This window comes from Flavobacterium proteolyticum, assembly GCF_015223105.1.
Lineage (GTDB): Bacteria > Bacteroidota > Bacteroidia > Flavobacteriales > Flavobacteriaceae > Flavobacterium > Flavobacterium proteolyticum.
The window spans coordinates 1-25197 of sequence record NZ_JADFTZ010000002.1; the positions used below are offsets into that span (position 1 = coordinate 1).

Sequence of the window (25197 nt, forward strand, 5' to 3'; positions counted from 1 at the left end):
TTCCACTAATAGTTACAACGTTAGCTGCCCATGAACCTGTAACTCCTGCTGGTAAGCCAGTAAAGGTAGCGCCTGTAGCTCCGGTTGTTGCTAAAGTGATATTCGTAATTGCACTGTTAACACAAACCGTTTGGCTTGTTCCTGCTGCAATAGTGTTTAATGGAGAGACAACAACAGTATTTGATGAAGTGATTGCATTTGAACAACCTGGTAAAATTATTGTATATTGAACACCATCAACCCATGTAGTTCCATTTACTCTTGTAATTACAATTGTGTTTGTTGCAACCGTAGTTGTAACAGTAATCTGTTGCAAAATATCATTTGGACCAGCACTAAAAGCTCCAATATTAGATGTCCCATCAGATATATTTACACTACCTTGATTATTATCTCTAGCAATACTAATCGTAATAATTGTTCCTGCTGGAACTAAATGTTGTAAAGTTATTGTTTGAGTATTATTAGCATTATCTATTGTGGAACAATTTGTAGTAGTAGCAGCAGCTCCTAAAGCCGATATTACACCAGTAGCATTAGTTGGATTAATCCCTCCAGAAGCAGACAATCCATTTCCAATTACAGAAGTTCCTGCTGCTGCAACATTAGTTGCATTTAATGTGGTATTTGCTACAACAGATGGAACTGTTACCGACGCAGTTCCAGCTGCGCTTAATGTTATTGTTTGAGAAGTTCCTCCATTAATATTATATGTAATAATTGCATTAGGAGTTCCTGTAAGATTAAATACAGCATTATTCCCTGAACAAATTGGAGTTGTTGATGTAATACTAGTTAAAACTGGCGCATTATTTACATTAATAACACCCGTTGCTGTTGCTGCAGTACAACCACCTCCAGTAGTAGTAACAGTATAATTATATGTTCCTGGAGTCGTTGGTGTTCCACTTATGGTAAAAACACCTGCAAGGTAAGAACCTGTAACACCAGCCGGCAATCCAGATACTGTAGCACCTGTTGCACCACCTGCAACTGAATATGTAATATTTGTAATTGGAGAATTAGCACACACAGATTGATTAGTAGTAGCCGCTGCCGATGTTAAAGTTAATGTTGGACCTGGAGTTACAGTAACCAAGACAGTATCAGTTACTACACACCCACCTGCTCCATAAGCTGTTAATGTATAAGTCGTTGTAGATGTGGGACAAACCGATGGTGTTAAAGTATTAGCTCCTGTCATTGCAGTAGTTGGCGACCAAACAAAAGGAGGATATGTATTATTAAATGTGATTGTCCATCCTGTAATTGTACCCGTTACCCCTCCAAGATCATCTTGCACAAAAAGTTCCCAAGTTCCATTTGCCGTACAACCATTTAAGGTCGAAAAGGCTTGTTCAGGGGCATAAGTTCCGGTAAAAGGCGGGGTTGTATTTCCTGCAGAGCCTATTACATTTACAGCAGTTGGAGTAAAACATGTACTCGTATAATTAGAACCAGATCCACCATTATCTGTAGATAATTCTAAAAGTGTCCCATCAGGACATCTTAAAAAGATATCTAAATCAGAATCCCATCCATGGGATAAATTAATACAGACAGAAGCTATCGAACCTGCTCCAATTGTAGCAGGAAGAACCCCAGTGACATTAATTGGAGAGCTTACTCCTGTTGTACTACTATCAGGTATTGTATAAGATGTTGTATTAGATAAAGACAATGGCCCTGTATAGCCAGTAGCATTAGTAGCTCCCGATAAGGTTACGCAAGCACCTGAACATGTAGATGTATCAGAACCTGCATTTACAGTTGGTATTGGACTAACAGTAACTGGAATAATAATTTGATTTTGACATCCTCCGGGAACAGTTGTCACTAATAATGTAACATTATATGTACCAGTTGCAGCATAAGTATGAGAAGGGTTTTCTAAGTTAGAAGTAAAGCCATCTCCAAAATTCCAACTGTAAGTATTACTACCAATAGTAGTATTTGTAAAATTTGTTGCTTGACCTAAACAAGCTGCAGATGCAGTGAAAGATGGCGTAGGACTTGTAAATGTTGCTGTTGTTCCGGTAAAATCCATTACAAATCCAAAAGTAGAAGCTGATGTATATCTATCAACTAAAATAGCATATGTTTGACCTGCAGTTACAGTGATTGTATTTTCGCATCCAAAAGCAGTACCGCATAAACCCGTGGCCCCTGTTGTACCATCCCAATTACAAACCAACTCTGTACCTGGACAACCAGTAGTTACATTATAAACAGCAAAATCATAATCAACAGATCCATTAGGTGTAATTGTAAAATTTAAAGTTCCTGAAGTTGCAACTGTAAATGTATACCACCAAGAAGCACGTTCTCCTGGAGAACCAAAACAAGAAGGATTTGTCTGAACCAAACCAGGCCCTCCAGTTCCATTAGGAATAGAAACATTATTCTTGTTACATAAAAATTGTGCAGTATCACAATCTTGAATAGGAGATGGTGGTGCAACCGGTAAAGTCTCTTGAGCACATATTCCAAATGTTCCGGTAGAAGTCCCATTCCCATCAACCATCACATAATAAGTATTACCTATTGTCAAACCATGTAAAATAACATTTGTATGCAATAAACCACCAGCAGTATTTACATCTTCTTGACATGCTAACTGAGTCAAAGATCCGCAAGTACCGCTATAAACCCCAATTTGAGTATTTGCTAATGTACCAGCAAAATTAGTTGACAATTCTATATCAGCAGTTGTTGCTACAAATGAAAACCATACTGTATGACTTCTAGTAGCTGGAGACCAACATGCAGGGGCTGGATCTGAACCAACCGTTGTTGCTGCAACATTTGTATAGAGTATTGAACTACATGACCCATTAGTAACCGTCAATGGAATTGCGCTTGCACACGCATCATTAGAAGGTTGAGCAAATATGTTTTGTACATTACCCAATATAAATAATACTACAATAGCTAAGTAATTTTTAAATCCCATATTCTTATATTTTAGTATTAGAAATATTATTTTTTATTGGCTCTTAAATATTTTAAATAAGTAACCCTATCAACCGGCTTATCATTTACTATATAAAATTCTTCTGGAGCTGCTTTAACATTATCTGGATAACTCTTTTTATCCGTAGATCTATTAATCTCCTTCAAATTATCATCATTTGATTTAGAAACAACAACGTTTTTTGTGTTTTTTACACTGCTATTTTTTGGATTAGCAACTTTATTTCCCTTTTCCTGAGCTGAAGCACAAAAGGAAAAAATACTGAAAAAAATCATTAAAAAAATTTTCATAAATACGTTTATTTTGGGTTGAATTCAAATTTCATAACAAACCTTTAAATATTAATATTATGTTAAAAAAACAATTAATTATTAAAGTTTTGTTAATAAACAAATATTAAAATATTTTTTGAATTTTCAAATTTTTAACTATAATATTTTAAATTTATTTAATAATATCAGCAAAACAAAGGATAAAGTATTACAAATACCAAAATGAACAATATTTTTAACAAAAAAAACCACCTCTTTTGAGGTGGTTTATAAATAATATATATCGATAAAATTAACGCTTCAACGCAAAATGTGCTTTAAATTGTTTTTTAACTCCATTTTCTAAATAATCAACAGTGAACCAGTAATCAGTTGACGGAAGGTTTTCTTGATTATAAGTACCATCCCATCCTTCAATACCTCTCAATTGTTTAATTAATTTTCCATATCGGTCGAAAATGTAAATTACATCCGTATTTTGTAAACCATCGATGTACCAAGTATCGTTAATACCATCGCCATTTGGTGTAAAATATTGAGGATACCCTATAACAAAAACATCATAAGTAAAATATGTACAACCTTGAGTGTCAATTACCGTTATCTTATGTGGTCCAGCACTAACATTTGTGAACACATTTGATGTTTGCAATGTACCTTCATCTAACGAATACATCAATGTACCAGAACCTCCAGTTACATTAACAACTAATGTTGCATTACCACTAAAATAACCAGTTTGAGTAACTGTTAATCCAGAAGCTGGTACTGTTGAACCTACTGTAGCAGTAACCATATTAGCAACCGTAGAAGACACACAGTTAGTTGAACTATTCGTTGCTATAACACCATAAGTACCGACAGCATTTGCTGTATATGTTGAGTTATTTGAATTTGGGATAGCTACTCCATTAAAATACCATACAAAATCATAATTAGCATTATCCAATCCTGAATCTAATGTATACGATTGGAATGGAACACCAAATTCATCCACACAAATTGATCCATCAGTTAAAACTGGTTTTGGTAAAGGATTAACAACTACTCTTACAGTAATTGGTGTACCTGAACATCCAGCAAATGTTGGAGTAATTATATAATCTACATAACCAGCTACATTATCAACTGAAGTCGTTAAGTTTTGAATAATAGTATATGTAGGTCCTGGAGCACTTCCAGCAGTTGCACCATTAACTCCAACAGAATTTACTGTCCAGTTAAATACAGTACTTGCATTAAATGTTGATAAAAATATATTAGTCGAAAGAACACCACTACATATTGGCGGATGAATTGGATTTGCAAACAATTCTGGACGAGGATTCACTATAACTGTAACTGTCTGTGAAGCTCCCGTACAACCGTTAAAAGTAGGTGTTATTTGGTACGTTACAGAACCCTGTGAAAGACTTGTGGCAGTCAATACTTGCTGAATACTAGTACCTGTTCCATTTGATGCACCAAAAACTCCAGTACTATTTAAAACAACCCAATTAAATACTGTTCCTGGTACTGTACCTGTAAACGAAATATTTGTAGAATCGCCTGAACATAAAGGAACAGTACTATTAGCTAAAATTAAATCTGGAATTGGATTCACATATACACGAACTATTTGTGGTGGTCCTGAACATCCATTGGCTTCTGCAATTATAGTATAAACGACTTCCACAGTAGTTGTAGTACCTGGACTTACTGTTAAAATTTGATTTATACTTGTACCAGTACCTCCAGCTGCACCTAAAACATTCCCTCCAGTTACTGTCCATGAAAACACAGCTCCAGGAACATTATTACTACTTAACTGAATATCAGTAACTCCACCTGAACAAAAAGTTGGATTATTATTGATTGCTGTAACATTAGGTCGAGGTGTAACATTAATTCTTATTGACTGAGCTGGACCAACACAACCATTTGATGTTGGAGTAACTAAGTAATCTACATAACCGTTACCTGTTAAAGTACTCGTTAACACCTGTGAAATAACATTTCCACTTCCATTTGAAGCACCTGTTACATTAGATTGCTGAACCACAACCCAAGTAAATGTTGTACCCGAAACCGTACTACTTAAATTAATACTCGTAGAAGTTCCTGAACAAATAGTGGTTTGAGTTGGAGTAATAATTACATCAGGTATCGGATTTACAATAACTGTAGCGCTTCCCGATTGATTTTGACCACAAAATGGTGCAATTGTTGATTGGACATAAACAACATTGTAAATACTATTTGATAATAAAATAGGTGTTGCAATAGTAACTGTACCCGTATTATTAATATTTACAGTTTGATTTGCTCCTCCATCAATATTATAGGTAACAACCGAATTTGGAGTTGCTGTAATTGTAATAGTACCAGAAGTGCCTTCACAAATTGCATTGTTTGAAACAATATTTACTAAAACAGGTTTAGGTAAAATAGGTAAAACACTAAATTGAGAAGAATTAGCAGAAGTACAACTTCCATTTGAAGCAGCAACTTGATAATTTGTATTCAATAGAGCATTAGAGATAACTCCTCCTGTTCCTACCGTAGGTCCTGCTGGTGTAAACACATAAGTAATTGCTGGATCATAATTTGTAATTGTAGCAAATCCATCAGCCGTACATGTTGGCGCAGTAATAGAAACTGTTGGAACAACTGGTGTAACCAACATAACCAAATTGTTAAACTGAGCCGAAGCAACTGATGTACACGTTGCATTTGACGCTGTTACTTCATATAGTGTATTTAATGTCATTCCTGAAATTAAACCAGTAGCATCTACAGTTGGTCCTGCTGGATTAAATACATAGGTAAGAGTAGCATCGTAATTTGTAATTGTACTAAATCCGTCTGCTAAACACGTTGGCGCTGTCATTGAAATAACTGGAATAGCCGGTGTTACTAAAATTGGATTTATTGTAAAAATAGCAGAGTTTACAGAAGTACAACTTCCATTTGAAGCCGCCACTTCATAATTTGTATTCAAAACCATTCCTGATATAACACCTGAAGCATCCACAGTTGGACCTGTTGGTGTAAACACATAAGTAATTGCTGGATCATAATTTGTAATCGTTGCAAATCCATTTGCCGCACATGTTGGAGGCGTTACAGAAACTGTTGGAACAACTGGCGTTACCAACATAACCAAATTATTAAATTGAGCCGAAGCAACTGATGTACACGTTGCATTTGAAGCTGTTACTTCATAAAGTGTATTCAATGTCATTCCTGAAATTAAACCAGTAGCATCAACAGTTGGTCCTGCTGGATTAAATACATAGGTAAGAGTAGCATCGTAATTTGTAATTGTACTAAATCCGTCTGCTAAACACGTTGGCGCTGTCATTGAAATAACTGGAATAGCCGGTGTTACTAAAATTGGATTTATTGTAAAAATAGCAGAGTTTACAGAAGTACAACTTCCATTTGAAGCCGCCACTTCATAATTTGTATTCAAAACCATTCCTGATATAACACCTGAAGCATCTACAGTTGGACCTGTTGGTGTAAACACATAAGTAATTGCTGGATCATAATTTGTAATCGTTGCAAATCCATTTGCCGCACATGTTGGAGGCGTTACAGAAACTGTTGGAACAACTGGCGTTACCAACATAACCAAATTATTAAATTGAGCCGAAGCAGCTGATGTACACGTTGCATTTGAAGCTGTTACTTCATAAAGTGTATTCAATGTCATTCCTGAAATTAAACCAGTAGCATCAACAGTTGGTCCTGCTGGATTAAATACATAGGTAAGAGTAGCGTCGTAATTTGTAATTGTACTAAATCCATCTGCTAAACACGTTGGTGCTGTCATTGAAATAACTGGAACAGCTGGTGTTACTAAAATTGGATCTATTGTAAAAATAGCAGAGTTTACAGAGGTACAACTACCGTTTGAAGCAGCTACTTCATAATTTGTACTGAATGCCATTCCTGATATTACACCAGAAGCATCTACAGTTGGACCTGCTGGGGTAAACACATAAGTAATTGCTGGATCATAATTTGTAATCGTAGCAAATCCATTTGCCGCACATGTTGGAGGCGTTACAGAAACTGTTGGAACAACTGGCGTAACCAACATAATTAAATTACTGAACGGTGTCGAAGGATTTGAATCACATGTTGTATTCGAAGCTATTACAGTGTAACTATTACCAAAAACCATCCCTGTTATCAAACCTGTAGTATCAACCGAAGGTCCTGTAGGTGTAAATGTATAAGTTGCAGTTCCATCATAATTTGTAATCGTACTAAAACCATCTGCTAAACATGTAGGAGGAGTACTATTTATAATTGGTGTTGGTAAATTTTGTAACATAGCATCAATAACAAATGGCGAAGGACTTGTCGTACAAGCAACATTATCTAATGCAACAGTATATGAAGTTCCAAAAACAGCATTAAGAATAGCACCGCTTGAATCAATACTTGGACCTGTAGGACTAAATAAATATGTAAAACTAGGATTATAATTTGTAATTATTGCTGAACCATCTGCAGTACAAGTTGCAGGAGAAACTGTAACAGCAGGCGTAGCATAAACAACTACTGAAGCAGAATCATTTAATGGTCTATCACAACCTAACTCATTATAATTGTATGAAACACCATCTAAGAAAACAGTACCATTTGCTCTATTAATTGTAATAGTATTTGAAGTCGTACCTTTTATAAAAGTTACATGCTGCAAAATATTAATTGCTCCTGTATTAAAAAGTAGAGTCGAAGGACCATCTACAATATTAACAGCTCCTGTAGTAGTGTTTTTTGCAAGACTAACAGTTATTGGTGTACCTGCTGGCACTATATGAGCCAATGTTAATGTAACTGTTGTATTTGAAGAATTAATAGTCGTTGAATTTGCTGTATTAGCAGTTGTACCAGCAGCCAATATAGCTCCAGTAGAATTATTTGGATTAACACCTCCAACAGCAGCAATTGCATTTCCAGCAGTAGGAACTGATGGAGCTGTCATGTAAGTAACATTTATGTCTGTAGTAAGATTTAAACCCGTTAAAGTTAATGTAGCGGATCCTGTTCCATCTAACGTAATTGTTTGATTAGCTCCTCCATTTATATTATAAGTAACTATTGCATTAGGAGTACCTGTAAAAGTATATACTGCATCACCCCCATTACAAATTTGAGTAGGCGAAACTGTTATATCAGTAAATTCAACACCAGGAACTACATCTAAACAAACTTGACGTGAATAAGTACAACCAAAATCATCTGTCACATTATACGTATAACAATGATTACCTACAGTAGTTGGTGTTACAGTAATTTGATTACCACTTACATTAGTAATATCTGCATTTGGAGTCCAACTTCCACTAGATAAAACAGGTGTAAATTGGTAATCTGAAGGTATTAATGAGCTATCAAAATTAATACTCCAGTTAAAAATATAACCATTATCAATTCCTAAATTATCTGTAACAATTAATGACCAGTTTCCATTTAAAGCACTACCTATCAAATTTGTAAATGGATTAACAGGCATATAATTACCTGCATTTATTGAACCAACACTTGGTGTTCCACAAGCTGTAGTAGCTCCATTCACCATTAAAGTAGTTGCTGTTGGAGTAAAACAATAATTTCTTCCAGTTCCCGGTCCAACAGCTGGATCATCTAAAGGACATCCTAAATAGGTTCCACCACCACCTGGATAAGCTTTTAATATAATAGACTGTCCTGTTGGACTCACCAGTCTAATTTCTAAATCTCCTAAGTAGGAATGTTCCATATTAATACAAACTGAAGTTATTTGACTAGCAGAAGTAATGGTAGATCCAAAAGGAAAACAGTCCACAGGTATTGAAGTTTGATAAGAAACCCCACTACCATCAGGTAAAAATGTTGTTCCACTTACTGGAGGAGCACATTCTTTTGTAAAAGTATTTGGAGTTGCAGAAGCAGTTATCGTTGCACTTTGACCTAAACAAATTTCATTATCTGAAACTGTAGTACTAAAGGTAGGAGTAGTAGAAACGTATACTAATTGATTTATTCGATTAGAGTTTCTACAACCATTTGCATCCGTAATAAATAGATTAACTAAATAAATACCAGGATTTGTAAAGGCATGAGAAACTGATTGTCCATTAGCTGTTGTATTATCACCAAAATTCCAAGTGTAAGTTGCACCTGTCCCACTCGCAGCAAAAATACCACTTCCTGTAAAATTAACCGTTTGACCTTGACAAACTCGTATTACATTTTCAGCACCTGCAGCAGGAGTAGAAGAATTTAAAACAGATGTAATAGAAGGACATGGTGGTCCACACAAAATTGTAGCATCCCAACCAGCGGCATTTTGAGAACCATTTGATACAAAAACAAAGGTTAAACATCCCGTTGGTGAAGTTGATGTATATGAAGGAATAATATTTGTTCCAAAATAAGTTCCTACTGGAGTACCAGTTGCAGAATCTCCATCATAAATTGTAAGTGAATCATTTATACTACTAATTAAATTGAATGAGTTGAAATAAACAGTAACTACTTCTCCTGGATTCTGCGGACAAATAGTAGTTGTACCATTTGCAGCAGTTACATTATCTGGATAATTACCAGTTGGTCCTCCTGGGTCATAGTAATGATCACCACCACAATAATTTGGTAAGGTTCTAAATGTTCCTTTCACAGACCAATCTCCAATATCAGTTCCTCCTGGTTGACATCTAGCTCTCACATAAACATCATAAGAAGTTTGGGAATTCAAACCTGTAATTGTATAAGATGTAGCTGTTGTAATTTGCCCAACTGAGGCCAAAGTTGGAGGTGGTGAACCTGCAGGTAACCAAATTACCTCGTAAGATGTTGCAGCTGGCGCATTGTTTGTCCAACTAACTAACATTGAACTTGATGTAATACTTGTCGCTGTTATACCAGTTGGTCTTGGACAAGTTGGTGCAGGAGCACAAGTTATATTCGCAGTCCATCCAGATCTTATTACAGAAGTATCAGAAGTAAAATTAAATGTTAAACATCCACTTGCTGAAGTTGCTGTGAAAGTTGGAGGCAAAGTAGTTCCAGAATAAGTTCCTAATAAAGTTGCAGCTGTACTATTTCCATCATATATCCTTAAGAAATCCCATCCAGATTCAGTATTAAAAGAGGTAAAAGTAACAGTAACTAATTCACCCGGTACCGTAGGACAAATTACAGTTGTAATATTTTCACTATTCTGATAATCACCAGTTGCACCTCCAGAATCAATAAAATTACCCCCACAAATAGGCGGTGCAGAGGTAGTAGTAAAATTTCTTACTACAGACCACGGACTAACATTATCAGCCTCACAAATAGTCCTAACATAATAACTATAAGATGTTAAAGGTGATAATCCTGTTAAAGTATATGAATTAGTTAAAATATTATTTACAATAGTTCCCGTCCCTTGAACAAATCCTTGCGGTCCGTACTCTATTTGCCATGGTCCTGCAGGATTTGGACTTGTCCAAGACAAATTGGCTGTTGTTGAAAATGGCGTAACATTTAAAGCTGTTGGTGCCAAACATTGTTGATCAACTTTAACATCGTCTAAAATCCATCTATCACCTAATCCATTATTAACTTCCATGACAAAAGCAAAATAAACATTTTGTCCAGCATAAGCATTAAGCAAAATGAAAAACTGTTGAAATGGTAAATTTTGAATATCAAGCTCTGTATAAGTAGCTAATGTTGTGGTAAAAGCGGCTCTATTTTGAGTTGTTGTTGACATCAACACCTTATACACACTTCCTTGCTCCCCGTTTGAACCCGATCTTGAATAAAATCTAATCTGTCCATTTGCCGGAACTGTAACTTGAGGAGTTATTAACCAATCTTGGGCTAAACCAGCGGAAGTTGCACCACCATCACGGTTAACCATCGCCGACCAGGTTCCTTGATGTACCCAACCAAAACCAGTAGCATTTGTTCTTCCCCAGCTTTGTGCTGTACCAACTCCATTATCTTCAACAACCCAACCAGCAGGAGGAAAAGCAGCACCTTCAAAACCTTCAGGAAACTGAGCATAACTGAAGATAGAAAAAAATACCATTGTTAAAAGTAAAATTCTTTTCATTATTTCTTTTTATAATTACAATTCTTTAATTTCAAATTTACACAATTATTTAACGTCATTTGTTTTAATCGATGAAATACATATTTTATAGATTAAATACATAATTTAACGAGAATACACACATCTCTTTTATCAAACATAAAGAAATGTGTGCATCATAAAATTTAACAAAAACTATTTCTTAACAATTAAGAATTCACTTCTTCTGTTTTGTGCATATTGTTCTTCAGTACATGGTTTACAAGCTACTTTTGGTTCGCTTTCTCCAAAACCTTGTCCTGAAATTCTGTCTTTTGCTATTCCTTTGCTGATTAAGTATTGAACAGTCGATTTTGCTCTTCTTTCTGATAAAATCATGTTGTACTTATCACTTCCTCTACTATCTGTATGTGATTTTGCGAAGATGACCATATTTGGATATTCGTTCATCACCATTACTAACTTATCTAACTCAGCTGCTCCTTCTGCTGTAATATTGCTTTTGTTGAACTCAAAATAAATAGGTTGTAAAATAACTTCTCTCTCTGTGATGATTGGCATGATTGGGGTTAACAAAGCTTCCACAACCACTTGCTCATTTTCTGCTTTTGCAACCTCAAACACACCACTTTCGTATCCTTGTTTTGATACTTGAGCACTATAAGCGGTATTACATAAAACGCCTGTCAACGTTTCTCCATTTAATGCCGTTACTTGATTTGAAACTGTTTTTTGTTTCTCATCTACTAACAATACTGTAGCGCCTTCGATAACTTTTCCTGTTTTAGCATCTTTTACTCGAACTAAAGCTTGTACGTTACATACGGGATCCGCTTTGTAGATGTTATCTACTCCATCTCTATTACTTGAGAAAAATCCAACTTTCTTAGTAGCGTTGTATGTGAATGCAAAATCGTCTTTTGAAGTGTTTACTGGTTCGCCAACATTCATCGCTTCTGAACCTTTGTTTAAATCCATTTTGAAGACATCCAATCCTCCAAATCCGGTTTTTCCGTTTGATGAGAAAAACAATACATTATCATCTGTAATAAATGGAAAACTCTCGTTTGCCTCAGTGTTTACTTTTGCTCCTAAGTTTTCTGGTGTACCATATTCGTCACCGTTTACTGCTACTTTCCAAATGTCTTCACCTCCAAAACCGCCTGGCATGTTTGATGAGAAGTACAATGTTTTTCCATCTTTGCTAATGCTTGGATTTCTAACATCATATTCTTTATTGTTAAAAGGAAGTGGTTTGCTGTTTGACCATGTATCGCCTTGTTTTGTAGCTTTATACAAGTAAATTTTTCCAAACTTTGCTTTTTTAGCTTTATCCTTTACATATTCTTTCTCATTAAAACTCTCACTACCATAGTACATTGTATTACCATCGTTTGTAATACTTACCGGTCCATCGTGCCATTTAGTGTTTAAGTTATCTACTGCCACAGCTTCGCTAATAGTTCCGTTAGCATTGTAAGTAGCTTTATAAATATCTAAATAAGGCTCATCGTTAAAGTTACTGTTTCTTTTTGAGGTGTTTCTAGCACTTGCAAAATATACATTGTTGTCATTGGTAAGCACTGCTCCAAAATCGGTTTTATCGCTACTTACATCTGATTTAGCAATGTCGTATAATTTCGTTTGTCCTTTCAATTCTGGAAGGTAGTTTGGATTGCTTACAAATGTTTTTGCTCTTTGGTCGTTTGGTGCCAATTGTGCAAATTGTTGCATTTGTTTGTCGGCTTCCTTAAAGTTACCTTCTGCTTTTAGCATTTGGGCATATTTGTAATACGTTTCTGCATCTTGCTTTTGCTCTACTACTTTAGCGTACCATTTTACGGCTTCTTTCGTATTGAAAACATTATAGTAGCTCTCTGCTAATTGCTTGTAAACGTAGTTATCCGCTTTACTGCCTTCGGCTAATTTTAAATATTCTTTAGCAGCATCTACATATTCGTATCTATCGAATAACTTATCTGCTGTTTTTGTATTTTGATTTTGTGCACTAAGTATTCCACTTACCATCACAAAACTTAATGTTACATATAAATTTCTCATTGTACTTTGGTTGGTTTAGGTTAGAAGAATCTCGGTGAACTTGATACTTTTTTCGGGAAGTTCAAATCAAACAACAATATAATCTCGTGTGATGATGGTGTGGTTACGTTCAAATCAGACACAATATGATCATAAGCATATCCTAATTTTAAATTAGGCGTTATTGCATAATTTACCATCGCACCAAAACTGTCTTCTAAACGATACGTAGCGCCTATCTCAAACTTCTGATTAAACAAGAAGTTTGTTGACAAATCCAATGATGTTGGAGCATTAAAGGCTGACTTCATCATGAAAAATGGTTTGAATTTTACGTTATCATTGATATCAAACACATATCCTCCCGTTAAAAAGTAATGCGATACTTCTGATCCAAATTCTCTTCCATTAAAATCTAAATGTTTTGACTTCATTAAATTCGGAACCGAAAATCCTAAGTAATACTTATTTGTATAATAGAAAAATCCAGATCCAATATTAAAATATGAATTGCTCGTGTTTTCTGAAAAAGCAGGATCATTTGCATCAGGTAACGTTGAATAAACATCGTCATACAAACCAACTTTATGCAAAGTAAGACCTGTTTTTATTCCAAATGCTAATTTGTGTTCCCCTCCTAAATTTAATGTATAAGAGAAATCTGCATAAATATTATTCTCCTCTACAGGACCAATCTTATCGTTTATAAAGGATAAACCCATACCTACATTCTTACCAACTGGGGCATGTCCAAAAAACGTCCCAGTTGTCGGCGCATCCTCTATCTCAACCCATTGCTTTCTGTATAACAATCCCATCGATAAATTCTCCTTACTACCAGCATATGCCGGGTTCATTACACTCATGTTATACATGTATTGCGTGTAATGTGGGTCTTGCTGGGCTTGTAAATCTGCCGAAAAGGCAATTATTCCTAAAGTTACTAAAAATAGTTTCTTCATTATTATTATATGTTTTTTTTAAGAATACTGCCACTTAACGCAACAGCTATTCTTTTTTTTATTATCGTTCTCTATTTATATAAATCCAACCTGTTTTCGTCTCTAAATCTGTAAAATCAATTACAAAATAGTAGGTACCATCTGGCAACTCATTTCCGCTATCAGATTGACCAAACCATTCATTTTCATAATTTGATTTAGAGTATACTTTTGTTCCGTATCTATTAAAGATTTCAACCTTTTTAATATTATAGGCCGATAAATCCCAGTTATCGTTTAGACCGTCACCATTAGGAGAAATTCCTTTTGGAATTGAACAAGATTCAACAGTAACTGTAGCTACATCAGTAAGAGCTAGCGAACAATTACCATTACTAATATTTGATAATTCAATTACAACATTAGTTGTTGAACTTTCAAATTCTACAGTTGAAGAACCTGAAGCATTTAAAGTAACTGTTTGGTTGGTTCCTCCATTAATAGAATAAGTAACAACATTATTAGCAGTTCCATTTATTTGGAAAATTGCGATTTCTCCTGAACAAATAAGAGGATCAACTACAGATAAAGTTGGCGCTACTGGGCTAGATAAAATATTAGCATTAGAGAATGGTAAAGAAGCACTTGATGTACAAGTACCATTAAAAGAAGTAACTGTATAAGGCGAACCTATTGTCATGCCAGTAATTACACCACCTGCACCTACTGTTGGTCCTGTAGGATTAAAAGTATATGTAAAAGTTGCATTGTAATTTGATATAGAAGAACTTCCCGCAACAAGACAGGTAGCCGCTACAGAAGTAATAGTTGGTGTAGCTGGCGCCGCTAACATTGCATTTATCGAGAATGAACTTGAATCCGCAGAAGAACAACTTCCGTTACTTGCTGCAACAACATAGTTTGTACCCACTGTCATTCCCGATATAACACCACTAGCATTAACAGTAGGACCTGAAGGAGTAAATACATATGTTAAGCCTACAACATAATTTGTTATCGTTGCTACTTCATTTGAAGAACAAGTTGCTGCTGCAACAGAAATGGTAGGTGTAACTGGAATAGATAATTGAGCTGCATTAGCAAAAGATGCAGATGATAATGAAGAACAAGTTCCATTATTAGAAACAACCGTATAACTCGTTCCAGTAATCATTCCTGTGATAGCACCACCTACTCCAACTGAAGGACCGGCTGGTGTAAATGTATAGGTTAAACTTCCATTATAATTAGAAATCGAACTTGAACCATCAACCACACAACTAGGAGCTACAGTATTAATTGTAGGAGTTGATGGAGTTGGTAAAACTGCACTAACACTAAATGATGATGAATTAGCTGAAGTACAAACTCCATTAGAGGCAGAAACAACATAACTAGTTCCAACTACCATTCCCGAAATTAAACCTACAGCATTTACTGTTGGTCCTGTAGGTGTAAAAATATATGAAACACTAGCGTCATAATTTGAAATAGTTGCAACACCAGCTGAAGAACATGTTTCCGCTGTAATCGAAACAGTCGGAACGTTAGGTGTAGCGATCATCATATTATTTACAAACGAAGATGAAGCTGTTGATGAACATGTTCCATTAGTTGCTAAAACTGTATAGCTAGTTCCCGTTACCATTCCAGAAATTTCACCACCCGCTGCTACTGAAGGACCAGCTGGAGTAAACACATAAGTAACTCCACTATCATAGTTAGAGATTACACTTGAGCCATCTGCTGAACATGTTGGAGAAATAGGAGTAATTGTTGGAATTGCTGGAACTGCAAAAACAGTAATAGTACCGTTTTGAGTTGCATTTACTGAACAACCAACAGTTGTAACTGTATAGTTAAAAGTTCCTGTTTGTGTTGGTGTACCACTAATAGTAAAATTATTAGAAGCATAGTTAGTTGTTAAACCTGTTGGTAGCCCCGTAACTGTAACACCCGTAGCATCTCCACTTGTTGTGTAAATAATATTATTAAGTGCAGTACCTAGACAAAGAACTTGGTTATTAGTTCCTGCTGGAGATGTCAGATTTATTGAACAAGTAGGAGGCACACAACTTACAATTACATTTACTTCTTCCACGACATTACAAGGACCTGCATTGATTTCTACAAAAACAGAAGATGAAGAAGTTGGAGTAAATGATGATGGGTTTGTAATAACATTTGCATTTTGATCATAAAAAACAAATACAAAACTTGCAGGATCATATGGTGCAACCCAAGCTGCTTGATAAGAAGTCAAATCAATTACTGGGTTACAGGCACCAGGTGTTGCCACTATGGGGCCAATATCATTAAAAGGGACGGCTCCAATAAATTGAACTTCCACTTCGTCTGTTGCCACATCCGAACATCCTGGCCTTGTTACACTTACTCGCCATGTACCGCTTTGATTAACTGTTGTAGAATTTGTAGGTGTTGTATACTGTAAAATACCATTTCTAAACCATGAATAAACAGGAGAACCAGGAACTGCAGGTGCTTGTAAAAAATTAGCTGTCAAAGTAACACTTGTGGCAGCTCCACATAAAATTCTGTCTGGACCTAAACGAACACCGCAAACGATATCACAACTTAAAGCTCCCGTTCCACCAGTTTGATTTAAGGTATAAGTTCCCGCTTGTCCAGAAAAGTTAGTAACTAACAACATGTAAAACTGACCTGCGACCGCATTTGGAATTGTAAAATTCTCAATAGCTGCCGTTGAATAACTACAAGCTACTACGTTATTTGCTCCTGTATAACCTGGAGAATACAAAGCTAAATTATTACAAATTCCTGACAATGAATTAAATGGACCCCACAGAATAAAATCCACATCAATTCCTGCACCATTACTAGTACGTATTTGAGACAATTGGAAATTCATATTCCCAGAGGTTCCTACTTGCATATAAAACCAAGCAGGATTTGGAGTACTACCTAGACACCCTAAGCTACCAAAACTCGCAACACCCGTAGTATTATTGAATGGTCCTTGATTACCTGAACACATAGCTGCTGCGTTCGCACAAGTTGACGATTGACCAAATGAAAAACTAAAGCTTAATAAAAATAATATTTTGTAAAGTAATTTCATAATCCTATTATTTTAGAAATGAGAAATAAGACCAATTGGAAACTTTAGTTTCGTTGTTTTCAATTACAACAACTCTCCATTTAAGACACTTTGCTCCCACTTCAACGTGAATTAAATCACGACTTCCTTTTACAACAAAATTATCTTTGTTTAAAACGGCAATAGTTTCTTTGAAATCAGAAGCATTTTCTCCATTAAAGCAATCGAAAATGGTTACTACTTCAATAGTAATTTTTTTATTAGTTAAATCAAGTGTAGAAAAATCCCAAGAAATTTTTGCGTTATTGATAAAATCTAATTTTGGGTCTTGAAAGTTTTCAATTTTAACCCCTTTCAAAACGGCATCATTTTTATCCAAATTAGTTTGCGAAAAACCATATTGAAACAATAAAAAGACACCAAAAAGTAAAACTTTTTTCATTTTTTATAGTTTGATAGTTAGTTTATAGAACCACAAATTTAACAAAAATTTAAAGCTAAACACTTTTTTTTTAATAATTAACATTTGCAAATAAAATCTAAAGTTTATTATTTATCTTTGCCAAACTTTAAAAATTGCTATTAAAACTAATTAGTTAAAATGATACAAAACGAGGATTTTCAGGATGAATTAGGAAACGATCATATTGCAACGAGTGCTCAAACTCCAATGCGTAATGACGCCTTTGCTATTTCCGATGAAGAAAAAATTGAATTGATTAAAAAAGATGTTGAAAATATTTTAAACACATTAGGTTTAGATTTAACAGACGACAGTTTAAAAGGAACACCTAATCGTGTGGCTAAAATGTTTGTCAAAGAAATCTTTGGCGGTTTAAATCCAAACAAAAAACCAAGTTCTTCTACATTTGACAATAAATATAAATATGGTGAAATGTTAGTTGAAAAAAACATTGTGGTTTATTCAACTTGTGAACATCATTTATTACCTATTGTAGGTCGCGCTCATGTGGCTTATATTTCTAATGGTACCGTTGTAGGTTTATCTAAAATGAACAGAATTGTAGATTACTATGCAAAAAGACCTCAGGTTCAAGAGCGTTTGAATATTCAAATAGTTCAAGAGCTTCAAAAAGTACTAGGAACTGAAGACGTAGCGTGCGTGATTGATGCCAAACACTTATGTGTAAATTCTAGAGGAATTCGCGATATTGAAAGTAGTACTGTTACTGCTGAATTTGGTGGAAAATTCAAAGAAGATAAAGTTCGTAGAGAATTTTTAGACTATATTAAGTTAGATACACAGTTTTAATTTAAAATTCTAAAATTAGAATTTTAAGATAAACTATCATAAATATTGAGCAATCACAAAAATGGAATTACATAAAAATCAAACGTTAAAAATATACAACACGCTTTCGGGCGAGAAAGAAACCTTTACTCCTATTCATGAAGGAAATATTGGGATGTATGTTTGTGGCCCTACAGTTTACAGCAATGTGCACTTAGGAAACGTACGTACGTTTATGAGTTTTGATGTGATTTTCCGTTATTTACAACATTTAGATTACAAAGTTAGATATGTTAGAAACATTACCGATGCCGGTCATTTAACCGATGATGGCGATGTGGATAACGACCGTTTTGTGAAACAATCGCGCTTGGAGAAATTAGAACCTATGGAAATCGTACAGAAATATACGGTGGATTTTCATAAAGTTTTGGATACCTTTAATTTTCTTCCGCCTACGATTGAACCAACTGCAACGGGACATATTTTAGAGCAAATTGAGTTAACTCAAAAATTGATTGATACCGGATTTGCATACGAAAGTAACGGTTCGGTTTATTTTGACGTGTTTGCCTACAACCAAAAAGGAATGAATTACGGTGAATTGAGTAACCGTAACATCGAAGAACTTTTTGCTAACACTAGAGATTTAGACGGACAAAACGAAAAGAAAAATCCGCAAGATTTTGCGCTTTGGAAAAATGCTTCTCCAGCACATATTATGCGTTGGAACTCACCTTGGGGTGAAGGTTTTCCGGGTTGGCATTTAGAGTGTACAGCTATGAGCACAAAATACTTGGGCGAAACTTTCGATATTCACGGCGGTGGAATGGATTTGAAATTCCCGCATCATGAGTGTGAAGTAGCACAAGGAAAAGCGTGTAACGGACATTCCCCAGTTAATTTTTGGATGCACACCAATATGTTAACCATGAATGGTTTGCGTATGAGTAAATCGACTGGAAATTACATTCTTCCAATGGAATTGGTTACAGGTGAAAATACGTTTTTTGAAAAACCTTTCCAACCGAATATCGTACGTTTTTGTTTCTTACAAGCGCACTACAGAAGTGTTTTAGATATTTCAAACGATGCGATGTTGGCTAGTGAAAAAGGATATTCTCGTTTAATGGAATCGTACAAATTAATTCCGATGTTGAAAGCTAGTACTACTTCTACTTTAGATATTGCAAGTTGGAAACAAAGTTGTTATGATGCGATGAACGACGATTTTAACACGCCTATTTTAATTGCACAATTATTTGAAGGAGCGCGTTACATCAATTTAGTAAACGACGGAAAAGAAACGTTAACAGCTGAAGATATTCAACTTTTAGAAAATACGATTTCAAGTTTCTTGTTTGATGTATTGGGAATTAGCAATGAAGCTTCAGGAAATTCAAATACTACCGAAAAATTAAGCGGTGTAGTTGAAATGTTAATTGGCATGCGAAACGAAGCTAGAGCGAATAAAAATTTTGCTTTATCGGATCAAATTCGCGACCAGTTATTAGCGTTAGGCATTCAATTAAAAGACGGAAAAGAAGGAACTAGTTTTACCTTTTAACAATACAAAGAATCTCAATTGAGGTTCTTTTTTTTAATCAATAATTATGTGTAGCCAACACCAATCGAAATATCCGAAAACACTGAAACAATGGTTTGTTTATCCGTTTGTTTTATTGGTGCGATTTTATCAAGTTGGCATTTCTCCTTTTACACCAGCCACTTGCCGATTTGAACCGACATGTTCCACTTATACAATTCAAGCGTTGCAGAAACACGGGTTGTTTAAAGGTGGTTGGTTAGCTATTAAAAGAATATTTAGTTGTCATCCTTGGGGAAGAAGCGGTTATGATCCAGTGCCTTGATTTTTTTAAACAGAGATACACTGATTTTATTTGATTTTTATTGCATTAAATAGAGATTCAAAGAGCGCATCTCTTTTCTAATTTTTAAAATTATTTAAATTTATTCAATCTGTGTTCCTAAAATTGAATTTTGAACTTGAAGTTGTTCTTGTACTTGAAAATTTCTTATCGGAATTTTAACAAGTTTCCCAATAATAATATTTATTTTTACGCTTTAATCAGAAACAAAAATTATGATTCACGCACTCAATATGGTTTGGAATCCTTCGGAAGGGATTGATTTAGGATTTTTCTTATTACGTTTTTATAGTCTTTCTTGGGTATTGGCTTTTGGGTTAGGCTGGTACGTTATGAAACCTATTTTCATGAGAGAAAACGAATCGGTAGAATCTTTAGATAAATTATTTGTATACACTTTAGTAGCTACAATGCTTGGAGCTCGATTAGGACACGTAATTTTTTATCAATCCGAATTATTTCACCAAGACCCGTTGAGTATTTTATTGCCAATTAGTACAAAACCAACTCTTCATTTCACAGGTTTTGCTGGTTTAGCGAGTCATGGTGCAGCTATTGGAATCATTATTACCATGTTTTACATCCAAAGAAGAGTTATTAAACGTTCGTTTTTATGGATTTTAGACCGAATTGTAATTCCGGTTTCTTTAGGTGCGATTTTTATTCGTTTAGGTAATTTCTTCAACTCAGAAATCGTTGGAACTGAAACTAGTTCAGCATTCGGAATTAAATTCTTAAGAGATAAATACAATGCAAACGATGCAATGCAAATAACACAAATTGGAGACAAAAACGAGGCTTACAATACTATTGCTACAAACCCTCAATTTGCAGAATATTTAGCTGCTGTAACACCAAAACATCCAGCACAGTTATACGAAGCTATCTGTTATGTTTTTGTTTTCGCTATTCTAATGTTTTTATATTGGAAAACTGAAGCAAGAAACAAAGCAGGTTACTTATTTGGATTGTTCTTAATCCTACTTTGGTCGATTCGTTTTGTAGTGGAATTTGTAAAAGAAAGTCAAGGTGGATTTGAGCAATATCCAATTTTTAATGCACTTTCAACGGGTCAATGGTTGAGCATTCCGTTTATATTTATTGGATTTTACTTTGTTTGGAAAGCAAAAGAAGTTAAAGAAGCATAATGAAATAATACATACAAAAAGGCGGTTAGAAATTCTAACCGCCTTTTTTATTTTTGTTTTTCAACTACAATTCCAATACCGAGAACATTTGGTAAATAAGGTCCTGTAAATTCACTTTTAACAGCAACTTTATATTTTCCTTTTTCAAGTGTATCAAAGGTTTTAATGGTTTGAAATACATCGCAAATATCTCCTGAACAATCACCTATATCTTTACCTGACTCATCAATAAGTTTCAAAACAATTGGAAGAGTTTCAACTTTACCATCAGGAGTTGTAATTTCAACTTCTAAAGGCACTTCTTTGAACTGAAACCCACTTATATGACCAAAGTGTATCTTCAACTCACAAATTCCCTCAGATTGCATATTTTCAAACTCAAATGACCTCACATCTTTACTTTCCCAACGATTATCTGTAAAATCACGATTAAATTCGTCATACACTTCATTCTTATTACAAGACGTTAATACGAACACAAGAGCAAATAAAATAAATTTAGCTTTCATAATTTATCATTTTTAGAATTATAAATATAAAAAAAGTCCTGATATAAATCAGGACTTTTCTTATATATCGAAACTAATTACTTAGTCTTCTTTTTTAAACTCAGCCATTTTACGACCTTCTTTTTCACCAATTGTATCTTGCATCACTGGAGTTGCAATGAACAATGAAGAATAAGTTCCTACTAAAATACCTACTAAGATAGCAAATACGAATCCTCTAATCGTTTCACCTCCAAAGATGAAGATAGCCACTAATACAACTAATGTTGTTGCAGAAGTATTGATAGTTCTACTTAATGTAGTATTTAACGCTTTGTTTACTAATCCTTTGAAATCAGGTGATGAATTGTAATCTAAGTACTCACGAACTCTATCAAACACAATTACGGTATCATTCAACGAATAACCAATTACCGTTAAGATTGCTGCAATAAATGCTTGGTCAATCTCCATGTTGAATGGTAAAATGGTGTAGAAGAATGAGAAAATACCTAATACAATAATCGTATCGTGCGCAACTGCAATTACAGCTGAGAAACCAAACTGCCATTTACGGAAACTAATCATCAAGTAAACAAATACCACAAATAATGAACCTAAAACTGCCCATAAAGAGTTTGTCTTAATATCTTTAGAGATAGTACCTGTAACTTTTGCAGATGATAAAATACCTACTTTTTTTCCTTCATAAAGGTTTGCAAATTTATCATATGTTAAATCAGCTGGTAAATATTTCTTTAAACCTTCGTATAATTTTTGGTTTACTTCTTTATCTACTCCCTCACCTTCTTCGTCAACTTTATACTTGGTAGTGATTTTTAACTGGTCGTTTCCACCATAAACTTTTGCTTCAGCACTTCCGAAAACAGCTACTAAATCAGCCGTTACATCTGGAGCAGAAACTGGTTTATCAAAACGTACTTGGTATGTTCTACCACCAACAAAATCCACACCTTGATTTAATCCTTTAGTTGCTAATGAGAAAATACTCAATGCTACTAAAATACCTGAAACTACATAAGCAATTTTCTTTTTCCCTAAGAAATCGATATTTAAATTTTTAAACCAAGTCTTAGTTAATGAAGTTGAGTAAGCTAATTTTTCATTTCTGCTTAAACTCCAATCTAAGAACATTCTTGTTACAAAAACAGCAGTAATTACAGAAGTAAAAATACCAATTAATAATGTTGTAGCAAAACCTTGAATTGGTCCTGTACCAAATACTAGTAAGATAATAGCAGTAATTGCAGTAGTAACGTTAGCATCAATAATAGATGACATCGCACCTTTCCAAGTGAAAGCATAATCAGTAGCTTCTTGAACTGATTTACCATTATCTAATTCTTCTTTTGCTCTTTCAAAAATGATCACGTTAGCATCTACCGCCATACCAATGGTTAATACGATACCCGCGATACCTGGTAATGTTAATACAGCACCAAAACTTGCTAATGTTCCAAAAATGAATAAAATATTTACTAATAACGCTAAGTTAGCATAGAAACCAGTTTTACCATAGTAAACTACCATCCATAATAATACTAAAGCAAAACCAATAACGAATGACAACATACCATTATCAATAGCTTCTTGTCCTAAAGATGGACCTACCACTTCTGACTGAACAATTTCTGCAGCAGCTGGTAATTTACCTGCTCTTAAAATGTTTGCTAAGTCTTTTGTTTCTTCAATTGTGAAGTTCCCAGAAATTTCTGATTGACCACCGGTAATTGCTCCTTTACTTACACCAGGTGCAGAGTAAACTATATTATCTAATACAATTGCAATTGCATTTCCTTGTTGCGAAACTGCTCCTGTAATTTGCTCCCATTTTCTAGCTCCATTTCCATTCATTTGCATAGAAACAGCTGGCTTACCTAATTGATCAAAAGTATCTCTTGCATCAACAATTACACCACCACTTAAAGGCGCAACATTATCTCTTGTTCCTTTTAAGGCATATAAATCTGTTACATCTGGAGTTTTTGCATTTGTTTTACCCCAAGCAAATCTAATATTAGCTAAGTTAGCAGGTAACAACGCTTTAATATCAGCTCTTTTTAAATATCCGTTGATTGCAGCTGTATCTTTAGTAGCAAATGTTCCAATATGTGGAGCACCTTGCTGACCTGGAGCTAACATTTTACCTAAGAAAGGACTATTAGCCGTTGCTGCAGTAGTATCTGCTTTGTCTGTTAACAATGAATCGATTCCTGTTGTTTTAGTAGGAGCAGCTTTAACAGCAACTTCTGTTTTCTTTAATGCATCTTCAACAGACATCAAATATTGTCCAACTTCTTCAATTTTATAAGTTTCCCAGAACTCTAATTGAGCTGTACTTTGTAATAATTTTTTAATACGATCTACATCTTTAGCTCCTGGTAACTCTACTAAAATTCTTCCAGAATTTCCTAATAATTGAATATTAGGTTGAGTAACTCCAAATTTATCAATACGCTCTCTTAATACTTTGAAAGCACTCTCTACTGATTCTTGAACTTTTTGTTTGATGATTGGCTCAACTTGTTTGTTAGTCATATCAAACTTAATAACTTCATCTAAGTTTCTGTTTCCAAAAACATCAGCCGCAGCTAATTTCACATTTGCAGCATTAGCAGCTTCAAAAAAAGCATCGATGTAATCTTGATTTCCTTGTTGGTTTGCTTTTGCATCTGCAAGTGCTTTATTGAAAGCTGGATTCTTAGAATCATTAGCTAATCCTTTCAAAACATCTTTAACCGAAATTTGAAGAATAACGTTTAATCCTCCTTCTAAGTCAAGACCTTTGTTGATTTGGTTATTAGTAACTTCTTTGTAAGTATGCCCTAAGTATACTTCTTCCTTACCGATAGAATCTAAATAGCGTAATTCTTTAGCTGTATCTCCTTTTGCAAATGCTTTTGCATCAGAAACAATACTATTCGCTACGAAAGTAAAAGAAAGCTGGTATACACATACCAAAGCAAAGATAATTGCGAAAAATTTAATAAGTCCTCTATTCTGCATTATTCTAAAATTTATTTATTCT

General features: G+C 34.6%; 13 protein-coding genes. 4 read left to right on the plus strand and 9 right to left on the minus strand.

Features of this window, described 5'->3' with window-relative positions:
• The 7 genes from IM755_RS05480 to IM755_RS05510 form a co-directional block, all read right to left on the minus strand.
• The coding region (locus tag IM755_RS05480) for a PKD domain-containing protein (RefSeq protein ID WP_194094515.1) at positions 1 to 2953 on the minus strand (2953 nt) is incomplete at its 3' end.
• A gap of 26 nt (positions 2954 to 2979) precedes the next feature.
• A complete protein-coding gene (locus IM755_RS05485; RefSeq protein ID WP_194094517.1) occupies positions 2980 to 3264 on the minus strand; it encodes a hypothetical protein in 285 nt (94 codons plus the stop codon).
• Positions 3265 to 3538: 274 nt separating this feature from the next.
• Positions 3539 to 11332, minus strand: coding sequence for a PKD-like domain-containing protein (locus IM755_RS05490; protein WP_194094528.1), 7794 nt, complete (start codon positions 11330 to 11332; stop codon positions 3539 to 3541).
• A gap of 174 nt (positions 11333 to 11506) precedes the next feature.
• Entirely contained in the window at positions 11507 to 13372 is a 1866-nt protein-coding gene (locus IM755_RS05495) for an OmpA family protein (protein ID WP_194094530.1), read from the minus strand.
• A 20-nt stretch (positions 13373 to 13392) separates the two neighbouring features.
• Positions 13393 to 14313, minus strand: a complete 921-nt coding sequence (locus IM755_RS05500) for a PorP/SprF family type IX secretion system membrane protein (protein WP_194094532.1) — start codon at positions 14311 to 14313, stop codon at positions 13393 to 13395.
• Between the two features lie 61 nt (positions 14314 to 14374).
• Positions 14375 to 17392 carry a gliding motility-associated C-terminal domain-containing protein gene (locus IM755_RS05505; protein WP_194094534.1) on the minus strand — a complete coding sequence of 1006 codons (3018 nt, stop codon included), beginning with the start codon at positions 17390 to 17392 and terminating at the stop codon, positions 14375 to 14377.
• 7 nt (positions 17393 to 17399) lie between these two features.
• Positions 17400 to 17813: a hypothetical protein gene (locus IM755_RS05510; protein ID WP_194094536.1), complete on the minus strand. Its 414-nt coding sequence runs from the start codon at positions 17811 to 17813 to the stop codon at positions 17400 to 17402.
• Positions 17814 to 17972: 159 nt separating this feature from the next.
• Here IM755_RS05510 and folE point away from each other — a divergent pair, with 159 nt between their 5' ends.
• The 4 genes from folE to lgt all read left to right on the plus strand — a co-directional run bounded on the left by folE (position 17973) and on the right by lgt (position 21660).
• Positions 17973 to 18644, plus strand: coding sequence for a GTP cyclohydrolase I FolE (gene folE / locus IM755_RS05515; RefSeq protein ID WP_194094538.1), 672 nt, complete (start codon positions 17973 to 17975; stop codon positions 18642 to 18644).
• A 61-nt stretch (positions 18645 to 18705) separates the two neighbouring features.
• Positions 18706 to 20190 carry a cysteine--tRNA ligase gene (gene cysS, locus IM755_RS05520; RefSeq protein ID WP_194094540.1) on the plus strand — a complete coding sequence of 495 codons (1485 nt, stop codon included), beginning with the start codon at positions 18706 to 18708 and terminating at the stop codon, positions 20188 to 20190.
• A gap of 46 nt (positions 20191 to 20236) precedes the next feature.
• Positions 20237 to 20494, plus strand: a complete 258-nt coding sequence (gene yidD, locus IM755_RS05525) for a membrane protein insertion efficiency factor YidD (protein ID WP_194094542.1) — start codon at positions 20237 to 20239, stop codon at positions 20492 to 20494.
• Positions 20495 to 20727: 233 nt separating this feature from the next.
• The gene (gene lgt, locus IM755_RS05530) at positions 20728 to 21660 is read left to right on the plus strand and encodes a prolipoprotein diacylglyceryl transferase (RefSeq protein ID WP_194094544.1); all 933 of its coding nucleotides are present in this window, start codon (positions 20728 to 20730) and stop codon (positions 21658 to 21660) included.
• Between the two features lie 47 nt (positions 21661 to 21707).
• Here the strand turns inward: lgt and IM755_RS05535 are convergent, their stop codons facing one another.
• Positions 21708 to 22169: a gliding motility lipoprotein GldH family protein gene (locus tag IM755_RS05535; protein ID WP_194094546.1), complete on the minus strand. Its 462-nt coding sequence runs from the start codon at positions 22167 to 22169 to the stop codon at positions 21708 to 21710.
• An 81-nt stretch (positions 22170 to 22250) separates the two neighbouring features.
• The gene (secDF, locus tag IM755_RS05540) at positions 22251 to 25175 is read right to left on the minus strand and encodes a protein translocase subunit SecDF (RefSeq protein ID WP_194094548.1); all 2925 of its coding nucleotides are present in this window, start codon (positions 25173 to 25175) and stop codon (positions 22251 to 22253) included.
• Between the last annotated feature and the right edge of the window lie 22 nt (positions 25176 to 25197).

Coding starts and splice junctions, on each gene's coding strand:
- IM755_RS05505 (WP_194094534.1), bottom strand. CDS start 17,392: ATGAAATTACTTTACAAAATATTATTTTTATTAAGCTTTAGTTTTTCA.
- IM755_RS05510 (WP_194094536.1), bottom strand. CDS start 17,813: ATGAAAAAAGTTTTACTTTTTGGTGTCTTTTTATTGTTTCAATATGGT.
- IM755_RS05490 (WP_194094528.1), bottom strand. CDS start 11,332: ATGAAAAGAATTTTACTTTTAACAATGGTATTTTTTTCTATCTTCAGT.
- secDF (WP_194094548.1), bottom strand. CDS start 25,175: ATGCAGAATAGAGGACTTATTAAATTTTTCGCAATTATCTTTGCTTTG.
- IM755_RS05495 (WP_194094530.1), bottom strand. CDS start 13,372: ATGAGAAATTTATATGTAACATTAAGTTTTGTGATGGTAAGTGGAATA.
- lgt (WP_194094544.1), top strand. CDS start 20,728: ATGATTCACGCACTCAATATGGTTTGGAATCCTTCGGAAGGGATTGAT.
- IM755_RS05500 (WP_194094532.1), bottom strand. CDS start 14,313: ATGAAGAAACTATTTTTAGTAACTTTAGGAATAATTGCCTTTTCGGCA.
- IM755_RS05535 (WP_194094546.1), bottom strand. CDS start 22,169: ATGAAAGCTAAATTTATTTTATTTGCTCTTGTGTTCGTATTAACGTCT.
- folE (WP_194094538.1), top strand. CDS start 17,973: ATGATACAAAACGAGGATTTTCAGGATGAATTAGGAAACGATCATATT.
- cysS (WP_194094540.1), top strand. CDS start 18,706: ATGGAATTACATAAAAATCAAACGTTAAAAATATACAACACGCTTTCG.
- yidD (WP_194094542.1), top strand. CDS start 20,237: ATGTGTAGCCAACACCAATCGAAATATCCGAAAACACTGAAACAATGG.
- IM755_RS05485 (WP_194094517.1), bottom strand. CDS start 3,264: ATGAAAATTTTTTTAATGATTTTTTTCAGTATTTTTTCCTTTTGTGCT.